This window comes from Burkholderia paludis (assembly GCF_000732615.1).
GTDB lineage: Bacteria > Pseudomonadota > Gammaproteobacteria > Burkholderiales > Burkholderiaceae > Burkholderia > Burkholderia paludis.
On sequence record NZ_JPGL01000078.1, the window covers coordinates 1 to 12,410 of the forward strand.

9 protein-coding genes are annotated in these 12,410 nt (G+C 67.9%); 2 read left to right on the top strand and 7 right to left on the bottom strand.

The window, feature by feature from the left end:
• The 4 genes from GQ56_RS0134280 to GQ56_RS0134300 all read right to left on the bottom strand — a co-directional run.
• Positions 1-1,103 (bottom strand): acetyl-CoA C-acetyltransferase (locus GQ56_RS0134280; RefSeq protein WP_031402946.1); only part of this gene is annotated, 1,103 nt, incomplete at its 3' end.
• Between the two features lie 99 nt (positions 1,104-1,202).
• A complete protein-coding gene (phaC, locus tag GQ56_RS0134285) occupies positions 1,203-3,068 on the bottom strand; it encodes a class I poly(R)-hydroxyalkanoic acid synthase (protein ID WP_034200609.1) in 1,866 nt (621 codons plus the stop codon).
• Positions 3,069-3,430: 362 nt separating this feature from the next.
• Positions 3,431-4,270: a peptidoglycan editing factor PgeF gene (gene pgeF / locus GQ56_RS0134295; protein WP_031402948.1), complete on the bottom strand. Its 840-nt coding sequence runs from the start codon at positions 4,268-4,270 to the stop codon at positions 3,431-3,433.
• A gap of 6 nt (positions 4,271-4,276) precedes the next feature.
• Positions 4,277-5,488 (bottom strand): RluA family pseudouridine synthase, encoded by a 1,212-nt coding sequence (locus GQ56_RS0134300; protein WP_043301724.1) that lies wholly within the window; start codon positions 5,486-5,488, stop codon positions 4,277-4,279.
• 41 nt (positions 5,489-5,529) lie between these two features.
• On the opposite strand from GQ56_RS0134300, the gene GQ56_RS0134305 reads away from it, so the two are divergent.
• Entirely contained in the window at positions 5,530-6,354 is an 825-nt protein-coding gene (locus GQ56_RS0134305; RefSeq protein WP_031402950.1) for an outer membrane protein assembly factor BamD, read from the top strand.
• Positions 6,355-6,472: 118 nt separating this feature from the next.
• Here the strand turns inward: GQ56_RS0134305 and GQ56_RS0134310 are convergent, their stop codons facing one another.
• The 3 genes from GQ56_RS0134310 to GQ56_RS0134320 form a co-directional block, all read right to left on the bottom strand.
• Positions 6,473-8,719, bottom strand: coding sequence for an ATP-dependent DNA helicase (locus GQ56_RS0134310; RefSeq protein ID WP_031402951.1), 2,247 nt, complete (start codon positions 8,717-8,719; stop codon positions 6,473-6,475).
• 55 nt (positions 8,720-8,774) lie between these two features.
• Positions 8,775-8,990, bottom strand: coding sequence for a YdcH family protein (locus GQ56_RS0134315; RefSeq protein ID WP_006478692.1), 216 nt, complete (start codon positions 8,988-8,990; stop codon positions 8,775-8,777).
• A gap of 76 nt (positions 8,991-9,066) precedes the next feature.
• Entirely contained in the window at positions 9,067-9,819 is a 753-nt protein-coding gene (locus GQ56_RS0134320; protein ID WP_031402952.1) for a hypothetical protein, read from the bottom strand.
• Positions 9,820-9,979: 160 nt separating this feature from the next.
• Between GQ56_RS0134320 and GQ56_RS0134325 the strand changes: the two genes are divergently transcribed.
• Positions 9,980-12,304 carry a Tex family protein gene (locus GQ56_RS0134325; RefSeq protein ID WP_031402953.1) on the top strand — a complete coding sequence of 775 codons (2,325 nt, stop codon included), beginning with the start codon at positions 9,980-9,982 and terminating at the stop codon, positions 12,302-12,304.
• The last annotated feature ends 106 nt before the right edge of the window (positions 12,305-12,410 follow it).

Sequence of the window (12,410 nt, forward strand, 5' to 3'; positions counted from 1 at the left end):
CTGACCATCTCGTGCAGCAGCGTCACCAGGATCCGGCAGCCCGACGCGCCGATCGGGTGACCGATCGCGATCGCCCCGCCGTTCACGTTCACCTTCGACGTGTCCCAGCCCATCTGCTTGTGCACCGCCAGCGCCTGCGCCGCGAATGCCTCGTTGATCTCCATCAGGTCCAGGTCGCCCGGCGTCCAGCCCGCGCGCTCCAGGCATCGCCGCGACGCCGGCACCGGGCCCATCCCCATCACGCTCGGATCCACGCCCGCGTTCGCGTACGCCTTGATCTTCGCCAGCGGCGTCAGCCCGAGAGCCGCCGCCTTCTGCGCCGACATCACCAGCACCGCCGCCGCGCCGTCGTTCAGCCCCGACGCATTCGCCGCCGTCACCGAGCCGTCCTTCGAGAACGCCGGCTTCAGCCCCGCCAGCGACTCCGCCGTCACGCCGTGACGCACGAACTCGTCGGTCGCGAACTGCAGCGGCTCGCCCTTGCGCTGCGGGATCGACACCGGCACGATCTCCGCGTCGAAGCGGCCGGCCTTCTGCGCGGCTTCCGCCTTGTTCTGCGACAGCGCCGCGAACGCGTCCTGCTCCTCGCGCGTGATCCCGTACTCCTTCGCCACGTTCTCCGCCGTGACGCCCATGTGGTACTGGTTGTACACGTCCCACAGGCCGTCGACGATCATCGAGTCGACCAGCTTCGCGTCGCCCATCCGGAACCCGTCGCGCGAGCCCGGCAGCACGTGCGGCGCGGCGCTCATGTTCTCCTGCCCGCCCGCAATCACGATCTCCGCGTCGCCCGCGACGATCGCGTTCGCCGCCAGCATCACGGCCTTCAGGCCCGAGCCGCACACCTTGTTGATCGTCATGCCCGGCACCGCCGTCGGCAGCCCGGCCTTGATCAGCGACTGCCGCGCCGGGTTCTGCCCGGAACCGGCCGTCAGCACCTGCCCCAGAATCACTTCGCTGACCTGCTCGGGCTTCACGCCCGCGCGCTCCAGCACCGCGCGAATCACCGTCGCGCCCAGCTCCGGCGCCGCAATCTTCGCAAGCGAGCCGCCGAATTTGCCGACCGCGGTCCGCGCGGCCGATACGATCACTACGTCCGTCATTTCCCTTTCCTCCAGGCCCGCACGACACGGCGCATCGTTACCGGCCCTGTTAAAAAAACTGCGGTGCGCCGGACAGCGTGCGCCGCTGCCCGGTTTTCGTCAATCGCGCTGCAACACGTAGCGTCCCGGCGCCGGCTCGATCGCCGGAAACTGCGCGGAGCCGGGCCCGGCGGGCGGCGCCACCTTGCGGCCGCCGTACTGGTCGAGCCACTCGACCCAGGTCGTCCACCAGCTTCCCGGCTGCTCCGTCGCACCGGCGAACCAGTCGTCCGCCGATTCGGGCAGATCGGTGTCGTTGACCCAGAAGCTGCGCTTCTTCTTCGCCGGCGGATTGATCACGCCCGCGATGTGCCCCGACGCGCCGAGCACGAACTTCAACGGGCCCGACAGGATCGACGTCGACGCATAGGCCGTCTGCCACGGCACGATGTGATCCTCGCGCGAGCCGTAAATGAAGGTCGGCACGTCGATCAGCGACAGGTCGACCGGCTCGCCGCACACGGTCAGCGCGCCCGGCTCGCGCAGCTTGTTCTCGAGATAGGTATGGCGCAGGTACCACGCGTACATCGGGCCCGGCAGGCTCGTCGAGTCGCTGTTCCAGTACAGCAGGTCGAACGGCGCCGGCGTACGGCCCTTCAGGTAGTTGTCGACGACATAGTTCCACACGAGGTCGTTCGGCCGCAGGAACGAGAACGTGTTCGCGAACTCGACGCCGCGCATCAGCCCCGGCTGCGCGCCGCTCTTGCCGCCGATGGTCTGCTCGCGCATCTGCACGTGCGTCTCGTCGACGAACACGTCGAGAATGCCCGTGTCGGCGAAGTCGAGCATCGCGGTGAGCAGCGTCATCGATGCGGCCGGATGTTCGCCACGCGCGGCAAGCACCGCAAGCGCGGTCGCGAGCATCGTGCCGCCGACGCAGAAGCCGAGCGTGTTGATCTGCTCGCGGCCGCTGACCTGCTGCACGGCGTCGATCGCCGCGAGCAGCCCTTCGTTCATGTAGTCGTCCCACGTCTTGTGCGCGACCGAGGCGTCCGCATTGCGCCACGACACCAGGAACACCTGATGACCGTTCGACAGCGCGTGCGCGACGAGCGAATTCTCGGGCTGCAGGTCGAGGATGTAGAACTTGTTGATGCACGGCGGGACGATCAGCAGCGGCCGCTCGAACACCGGGTCCGTTTTCGGCGTGTACTGGATCAGCTGGATCAGGTCGTTCTCGTAGACGACCGCGCCTTCGGTACACCCGAGGTTCTTGCCGACCACGAACTGCGTTTCGTCGGTCTGCGAAATCTTGCCGCGCTGCAAGTCGCCGAGCAGGTTCATCATCCCCTGCCGCAGGCTTTCGCCCTGCGTCTCGAGAATCGATTTCTGCGCGTCGGGATTGAGTGCGAGGAAGTTGCTCGGCGCGGTGGCCGCCGTCCATTGCTGGACCGTGAAACGGATGCGTTCGCGCGTCTTGGGGTCGGTCTGAAGCGCGTCGGCCAGCTCCTGCAGGTACCGCGCGTTGAGCAGGTACCAGGCGGCCGCGAACGCGTGGGCGGGCGACGCCTTCCACGCATCGCCGCTGAAGCGGCGGTCCTTCAGCTCCGGGGCCTCGAGCTTCGCGGCAGCCGCCTGCTGCATCAGCGTCATGCAGTCGCGTGCGTAACCGGCCTGCAGCGTCTGCAGCCGCTCGGGCGGAATCGCGGCGGCCGGCAGCTTCAGCCCGGCGAACGGCGACGCCATCGCGCCGAGATCGGGCATCGACGGCACCTGAAACGGAAACGATGTCGGGAACTGGAATGTCGCGAACGGGTTCACGGTGGCCGACGCGGTCGCGGCGCGCGCCGGATCCGCAAAACCGCGCCACGCGTTCAACCACGATTCGAACATCTGCTGCATCGGCTGGGCGGCCGGGTCGAAACCGATACTGCCCGTGGGAGTGCCCGCCTGCGCGGACGTCGACGATTTTTTCGATGCTGTCATTACCTGCCTTACCGGTGATTCGTGAGCGTCTATCGTGAAATCCTGCTCGCGCGCGGCGTGCCGGCTGCGAGCCGGGCCGTCATGCTCTGGAGAGGCGTCTCCAGATTCTGCCGCAGTGCGGTATTTTTATCATTATCGTTTTCCCCATGTGAAGCGCCATATCAAACCGCAGAACATTTCCGCACGGAGATAATCCTCGCGAAACAGACGGGACAAGGGTTCCGGCGAAACATAAAACATTTTGATTGACTTGACTTCGCGATTTTCCATTCAGTCGCGCATGCCGCGCGGCATGCGCGCCTCAATATCGAGATAAGGTGATTTTGCGACGCAATAAAACGTCGTGCGCATGCGCATCATCGTCAATCGGCCAGCCAGATCGCCGCCGCCATGCGGCCCGTCACGCGGTCGCGCCGGTACGAATAGAAGCGCGCCTGCCCGGCGACCGTGCAGGCCGTCCCGCCGCTCACGCGCACGACGCCCGCACGCGCGAGACGCAGGCGCGCGAGCGCGGGGAGATCCGCGAGAAACTTGCCCGGCGCGCCGTCGATCGCGACGAATGCAAGCCGGGTTTCATCATGCTCCGACTGCGGGGCCGTGTCGAGGAACGCGTCGCGCACGTCGGCGCCGACCTCGAACGCCTGCGGACCGATCGCCGGCCCGAGGTACGCGTGAAGCGCGTCCGTCGCGCCGCCCGCGAGCGCCGCGACACGCGCCGCGGCCTGCTCGACGATGCCGGCCGCGAGCCCGCGCCAGCCCGCATGCGCGGCGCCGACCGCCCGCCCTTGCGTGTCGCACAGCAGCACGGGCAGGCAATCCGCGACCATCACGACGCAGACGGCGCCCTCCCGGTCGGTGACGCTCGCATCGGCCTGCACCGGCGCCGCGGCGGCGGGCGCCGCCGCGATCACCTCGTCCGCGCGCACGATCCGCACGCCGTGCACCTGGTCGAGCCAGGCGGCGCTCGACTGGCCCGTCAGCGCGAGCAGGCGCGCGCGATTCTCGGCGACATGGGCGGGATCGTCACCGGTGTGCAGGCCGAGATTCATCCCGCCCGGCCGCGCCCCGCCATCCTGCCAGCGCCCATACGGGCCTTCGCTCACGCCGCCGTCGCGCGTCGTGATCAGCGCGCGCACGCGCGGCGACACCTGCCAGTCGGGCTGCACGCAGTCCTGCCACGCCAACGGCGTCAGGTTCGTCATCGGCACTCACTCCTCCTCATCGTCGTCCGGGTACGGCGCATCGTCGTGATACTCGCCGCCGAAATCGTCATCGTCGTAGACACCGTCGTCGTCGTCGAATTCCTCGTCGCCTTCTCCGAACCCGAGTGCCGCGATGAGCGCATTCATGTCGTCCGGCAGCGGGCAGCGCCATTGCATCGCCTTGCCCGTGACGGGGTGCACGAGACCGAGCCGCCATGCATGCAGCGCCTGCCGCGCGAAACCGCCCGGCAGCGGCGCGACCGAGCGCTTGCCGCGCGCGCGCCCGTACACGGGGTCGCCGAGCAGCGGATGCCCGGCGTGCGCGCAGTGCACCCGAATCTGGTGCGTGCGGCCGGTTTCGAGGTCGCACTGGATCGCCGAAACCGGCTGACGTTGCCACAGGCATGTGTCAACCGTACGGAAATGCGTGCGCGCGGGCTTGCCAGACGCGCCCGTGACGACGGCCATGCGCGTGCGTTCGCGCGGATCGCGGCCGATCGGCGCGTCGATCGTGCCTTCCTCGGGCATCGTGCCCCACACGAGCGCGAAATAACGGCGCTTCACCGTGCGGGCCTGCAACTGGCGCACGAGATCCGTCTGCGCGGCCAGCGTGCGCGCCACCACCATCAGGCCGGAGGTTTCCTTGTCGAGCCGGTGGACGATCCCCGCGCGCGGCAGGCCGGCCGCCGCGTCGCCGTAGCGATGCAGGAGCCCGTTGAGGATCGTGCCGCTCCAGTTGCCGGCGGCCGGATGCACCACGAGGCCGGCCGGCTTGTTGATGACGACCAGCGCATCGTCCTCGTAGATCACGTCGAGCGGCACCGGCTCAGGCGTGAACGCGAGCTGCTCGGGGAGCAGATCGGGCACGAGCTCGATCTTCGCGCCGAGCGGCACCGGCTGGCGGATCTTCGCCGGCGCGCCGTCGACGAGCACGCGCTGCGCCTCGATCCAGCTTTGCAGGCGGCTGCGCGAGAATTCGGGGAACAGCTGGGCGAGCGCCTTGTCGAGGCGCTCGCCCGCGAGCGACAGCGGCACTTCGACGACGCGCGGCGCGTCATCGCCGGCCGCGGACGGCACGACGGGCGCCTGCATTGCGTCGCCGGTCAGATCATCATCGAGGGAATCCCCCGACGCAGCGTCGGCGGGCCGATCGCTTGGGCTATAATCTTCGCGATTTGGTGTGCCCGGCTGGGCATTCTGCGAACTTGAACGGGTCATTTAGACTGGGTCACCGAGACTTGAAGCTAGGACATGCGAGCATGATGAATTCGACCAAACGCACGGCCAGAACCGTCGCCGCCCGGGCTGCGGCGGTAGCGGCCGCGGCCCTCATCGCCGGCTGCCACGGCTTGCCGCAGAAGCAGGACGAGACGGCTACCTGGTCGAACAACAAATTATACTCAGAGGCCCAGGACGCACTGTCCGGCGGCGACTGGGGCAAGTGCGCGAAATACTTCGAATCGCTGCAAGGCCGCGATCCGTTCGGTCACTTCGCGCAACAGGCGCAGATCAACGTCGCGTACTGCAACTGGAAGGACAACGAAGCGGCCGCCGCCGACCAGGCCGTCGATCGCTTCATCCAGCTCCACCCGGATCATCCGGATATCCCGTACGCGTACTACCTGAAGGGGATGATCCACTTCAACGACGATCTCGGCCTGTTCGGGCGCTTCTCCGGCCAGGACATGAGCGAGCGCGATCCGCAGGCACTGCGCGAATCGTACGATGCGTTCAAGGTCGTCGTCGACCGCTTCCCGAAGAGCAAGTATGCGCCCGACGCCGCCGCACGGATGCGCTACATCGTCAACGCGCTCGCATCGCACGAAGTGCACGCGGCCGACTACTATTACCGGCGCGGCGCGTACGTCGCGGCCATCAACCGCGCGCAGCTGGCGATCAAGGATTACAAGGGCGCACCGGCGATCGAGGACGCGCTGCACATCATGATCCTGTCGTACGGGAAGCTGAACCAGCCGCAACTCGCCGAGGACACGAAGCGCGTGCTCGCGGGCACGTTCCCGGACAGCCCCTACGTCACGGGCCACTCGCGCCCCGGCACCAAGAAGTCGTGGTGGCAGTTCTGACGCAAGAACCGCGCGGCGCCCGCCGCACGAACGAAAAACCCGGCCATCGAGCCGGGTTTTTTGTTGGCGCCGCATTCGGGCGGCGCCGGTGCGATCGCGCGACGATTGCCGCGCGCCGTCACACGCGCTTTGCCGATCGGTGCTCGTCGAAGAAATCCTGGACGACCGCGATTTCGCGGGTACGCTTGAACGGCGGCAGGCTCTGCCAGATCCGGCGCCCATAGGGCTTGTCGACCAGCCGCGTGTCGCAGATCATCAGCACGCCGCGATCCGTCTCCGCGCGGATCAACCGGCCCGCGCCCTGCTTCAGCGTGATCACGGCCTGCGGCAACTGGTGCACGGCGAACGGGCTCAGCCCCTTCTTGGTCAGCGCATCGAGCCGCGCGGCCAGCACCGGATCGTCCGGCGGCGCGAACGGCAGCTTGTCGATCACGACGAGCGACAGCGCGTCACCGCGCACGTCGACGCCTTCCCAGAAACTCTGGCTGCCGACCAGGATCGCATTCCCGTATGCACGGAAGCGATCGAGCAGTTCGGTGCGGCTCGCATCGCCCTGCACGAGCAGCGGCGTGTTCCAGCCGCGCGACTCGATCACGTCGCGCAGCTTCGATGCGATCCGGTCGACCGCGCGCAGCGTCGTGCACAGCATGAACACGCCGCCGCCGGACGCCTCGATCGCCGGCAGCGCCGCCTCGAAGACGGCATCGGTAAACGCCGGCGAAGACGGTTGCGGCAGGTTGCGCGGCACGTACAGCAGCCCCTGCGACTGGTAGTCGAACGGGCTCGCGAGCGTCATCGAGCGACGCGAGCTGAGCCCCATCTGCGCGGCATAGTGCGTGAAATCGCCGCGCACCGACAACGTCGCCGACGTGAACACCCACGCACGCGGCACGCCCGCCCGCTGCTTGGCGAAGATCGGCGCGACCGACAGCGGCGTTTCGTGCAGCTGCACGGTATGCGCGAACACCTCGACCCAGCGCACCTTTTCATTCGGGTCGCCGTCGGTCGCGGCCTTGTCGCCGGCCGCCGCCGCATCGGCCTTGGCGGCCGCATCCGCCGCGCCGGGCGCGACCCAGCCGGCCAACAGGTCCTGCAGCTCACGCGCGCGCCGCAGGCATGCGCCGAGCGATTCCGCCCGTTCGGCCTGGCTCGCGAGCGCCGATGCCAGCGCATCCAGCGCCACCTCGAGCGCATCGAGCGCGCCGAACATCGGGTGATCGTCGCCGAGCTGCGCGAGCGACATGCGGACGATCTGGTCGTTCGCGAACGCGAGGCGCAAGTCGCGCGCCGCGCGCTCGAGATCGCCGCCGAGCTTGACCCACTCGACCGCGTCGCGTGCTTGGCTCAGGCCTTCGGCCACCGTGTCGCGCGCGAGTTCGAGAATCTGTGTCGTCGACAGCGTCTCGCCGAAGAACAGCGTCGCGGTTTCCGGCAACTGGTGCGCTTCGTCGAAGATGACCGTGTTCGCGTTCGGCAGCAGCTCGGCCATCCCGGTGTCGCGCAGCATGATGTCCGCGAAGAACAGGTGATGGTTGACGACGACGACGTCGGCCTGCTGCGCCTCGCGCCGCGCCTGCATCACGAAACAGTCCTTGTAGTGCGGGCATTCCTGGCCGAGACAGTTGTCGCGCGTCGACGTGACCATCGACCACACGGGCGCGGTTTCCGGCACGCTTGCGAGCTCGGCCTTGTCGCCGCTCTTCGTGATCTTCGCGAAGCGGACGATTTCCTGCAGATAGGCGGTGTCCTGCCGTGACGGCAGCCGGCCGTTGTCGGCCGTGCGTTGCAGATAGTAGTGGCACAGGTAGTTGGCGCGCCCCTTCAGCATCGCGACCGACACCGGCACCGCGAGCGCGTTGCGCACGGTCGGAATGTCGCGCTGGAACAACTGATCCTGCAGGTGCTTCGTGCCGGTCGACACGATCACCTTGCCGCCCCACAGCATCGCGGGCACGAGATACGCATAGGTCTTGCCGGTACCCGTGCCGGCCTCGACGATCAGCGTGTTGTCGCCGGCATCGCCGTCGGGCCCGGCCGCCGCGGCGTCCGCCGCCGGTTCGGCCGTCTTGTCGCCGTCGCCGAGGCGTCGCGCCGGCCGCTTGCGGGTTTCGAAGATCTCGGGTTCGGGCATCCGGCGGGCGGACGCCTCCATCGCGGACGCGACGGCACGCGCCATCTCGATCTGCGACGTACGCGGCCGATAGCCGTCGAGCGCACGCGCCAGCAATCCGCCTTCGCCGAAGATCGTGTCGAGTTCGTCGACGCGCTTGCGGCTCAGCTCGAAGGTGCCTTCGCGCGCACGAACGCGCCCGGCGGACGATTCGTCGCGCCGGGCATCGGGGGTGGCTTCAAGCGGTGAATTCAAGGCAAGCGTTCCTGTGTCCAGCGCCCGGGCGGCGCCGGCGCTTGCCAGGCCGCGCTCAGGCGCGCTTATCCGGTTCCAGCTGCGATTGCAGCAAAATGATTTTGTCCTTGGCCGCCAGCTTTTCCTTCTTCAGCCGGTGCAGCGTGATGTCGTCGATGTCGGAGTGTCCTTCCTTCAGCTCGATCTCCCGAGCGAGCTGCTGGTGCTGCTCCTGCAATGCAGCCAAACGGTTGTGCAATTCCTGCTGCTGTTCCGTGTGACGGTTTTGCATATTTGCCTCCTCATCGAAGCAGCGCGACGACTGGCGTGCCGACGCGCCCGGGACTGATCCCGATCAATCCAACACGTTACTGCCCCTGCTGTTGCTGCTGCTTGGCCTTCTCGGCCGCTTCCTGCTGACGCCGCTCGACATCGGCCTTGTGCTCCGAGGCCGCCTTCTGCTTCTGCTCGTAGCGCGTGGCGTTATCCGCCCGCTCCTGCGCCTTCTGCGCCGCCTGCTGGTGCGCCTCGTCGAGCTTGTGCTGGAAATCGGCCTGCTTCTGGTCGTACGCCTGCTTGCTCGCTGCGCGCTGCGGCCCTTCCGCGCCGCGCTGCGCCTGCTTCAATGCATTCTGCTCCTGCTTGTCGCGGAACGCAGCCGCGTTTGCCGCCTCGTTCGCCGCGCGCTGCGGCGCATCCGCCGCATCCTGCGCCTGCTTCAGCGCCTGCTGCTGGTCGCGCTGCTGGGCGTGGATCGCCCGCTGCTCGTCGTTGAGCGCGAGCTGCTCCTGACGGATGCTCGCCCGCTCGTCGCGCATCTGGTCGCGCGCCTTGTCGAGACAGTGATTGACGAAGAACTTGCTGTAGCAATCGTGCTCGGCCACCGCATAACGATAATCGTTTTCCGCGGAGCGTTGATTGAGCACTTTTTGACGGGCATCAAAATCCGGTGCAGCCGAGGCTGCCGCGGGCGCGGCTGCGACGGCGCCCGGCACGGCTGCGCCCGATGCCTGCGCGAACGCGTCGGACGGCCCGGTGGACAAAGCGGCGGCGAGCGCTGCGCCGAGCGCGACGAGAGAAAGGCGGGAAGTTGGCAACGTCGTAGGAAAGCTGCGGGACATGTGTCAAATTCTATCACCCCCGGCTGGACGCTCCGCCATTTATGGCAAAATGCCCCGCTTCACTCACCCGCGGCATCTGGCCCGTCGGGCCCGCCACGCAGCCCGCCGCTCCGGGCCTGCCGGCCCGCGCCGCGATTTCAGCAGGCAGATCATCCACGACATGACGGAAACCGTAGCACTCAAGATCGTACAGCGCATCGCCACCGAACTGTCCGTCCAGCCGCGCCAGGTCGCGGCGGCAGTGCAACTCCTCGACGAAGGCTCGACCGTTCCGTTCATTGCCCGGTACCGCAAGGAAGTGACCGGCAACCTGGACGACACGCAGTTGCGCCAGCTCGAGGAACGCCTCCTGTATCTGCGCGAACTCGAGGACCGCCGCGCGACGATCCTGTCGAGCATCGACGAACAGGGCAAGCTGACCGACGAACTGCGCGCCGCGATCGACGCGGCCGACAGCAAGCAGGTGCTCGAAGACCTTTATCTGCCGTACAAGCCGAAGCGCCGCACGCGGGCGCAGATCGCCCGCGAAGCCGGCCTCGAGCCGCTCGCGCAGGCGCTGCTCGCGAACCCGCTGCTCGATCCGCAAGCCGAGGCGGCCGCGTACGTCGACGCCGACAAGGGCGTCGCCGACGTGAAGGCCGCGCTCGACGGCGCACGCGACATCCTGTCCGAACAGTTCGGCGAGACGGCCGAGCTGCTCGGCAAGCTGCGCGACTACCTGCACGCTCAAGGCGTCGTGTCGTCGGCCGTCGTCGAAGGCAAGGAAAACGAGGAAGGCGAGAAATTCCGCGACTATTACGACTACGCGGAAACGATCAAGACCGTGCCGTCGCACCGCGCGCTCGCACTGTTCCGCGGCCGCAACGCGGGCGTGCTGACTATCAAGCTCGGCCTCGGCGAGGAACTGGACGCGCAGGTGCCGCATCCGGGCGAGGCGATGATCGCGCGCCATTTCGGCATCGCGAACCAGAACCGTCCGGCCGACAAGTGGCTGTCCGACGTCTGCCGCTGGTGCTGGCGCGTGAAGGTGCAGCCGCACATCGAGAACGAGCTGCTCACGCAATTACGCGAAACGGCCGAAACGGAAGCGATCCGCGTGTTCGCGCGCAACCTGAACGACCTGCTGCTGGCGGCGCCGGCCGGCCCGAAGGCCGTGATCGGCCTCGATCCCGGCCTGCGCACGGGCGTGAAGGTCGCGGTTGTCGACCGCACCGGCAAGGTGCTCGCGACCGACACGATCTACCCGCACGAGCCGCGTCGCGACTGGGACGGCTCGATCGCGAAACTCGCGCGCATCGCCGCGCAGACGCAGGCCGAACTGATCAGTATCGGCAACGGCACCGCATCGCGCGAAACCGACAAGCTCGCGAGCGAACTGATCGCGAAGCATCCGGAGCTGCGCCTGCAGAAGATCGTCGTGTCGGAAGCCGGCGCATCGGTCTACTCGGCGTCCGAGCTCGCGGCGAAGGAATTCCCTGAACTCGACGTGTCGCTGCGCGGCGCCGTGTCGATCGCGCGCCGCCTGCAGGATCCGCTCGCCGAGCTCGTGAAGATCGAGCCGAAGGCGATCGGCGTCGGCCAGTACCAGCACGACGTGAACCAGCGCGAACTCGCCCGCTCGCTCGACGCCGTCGTCGAGGATTGCGTGAACGCGGTCGGCGTCGACGCGAACACCGCATCGGCCGCCTTGCTCGCGCGCGTGTCGGGCCTGAACGCGACGCTCGCACGCAACATCGTCGACTACCGCGACGCGAACGGCCCGTTCCCGTCGCGCGAACACCTGCGCAAGGTGCCGCGCCTCGGCGACAAGACCTTCGAACAGGCCGCCGGCTTCCTCCGCATCAACGGCGGCGAGAATCCGCTCGACCGCTCGTCGGTGCACCCGGAAGCCTATCCGGTCGTCGAACGGATGCTCGCGAGGATCAGCAAGCGCATCGACGACGTGCTCGGCAACCGCGAAGCGCTGTCGGGCCTGTCGCCGACGGAATTTGTCGACGAACGTTTCGGCCTGCCGACCGTGCGCGACATCCTCGCCGAACTGGAGAAGCCGGGTCGCGATCCGCGCCCCGAATTCAAGACCGCGACGTTCCGCGAAGGCGTCGAGAAGGTATCGGACCTCGTGCCGGGCATGACCCTCGAAGGCGTCGTGACGAACGTGGCCGCGTTCGGTGCGTTCGTGGACATCGGCGTCCATCAGGATGGCCTCGTGCACGTGTCCGCGATGTCGACGAAGTTCATCAAGGATCCGCACGAAGTCGTGAAAGCCGGCCAGGTCGTCAAGGTGAAGGTGCTCGACGTCGACGTGAAGCGCCAGCGCATCGCGCTGACGATGCGCCTCGACGACGAGGCCGCGGCGCCCGGCCTCTCGTCGCGCGGCGGCCAGGATCGCGGCAACGCGGGGCGCGGCGCCGCGCGCCCGCAGCGCTCGCGCGAGCCGGAGCCGGCCGGCGCGATGGCCGCGGCATTCGCGAAGCTGAAGCGCTGAGCACGCGAAAGCCGCCGACAGACAGGAAAGCCCGCCGAAAGGCGGGCTTTTTCGTTGCGGCGACGCCTCCGCCCGGCGCCCGGCGCCGACTGCATGCTCGCCGCCC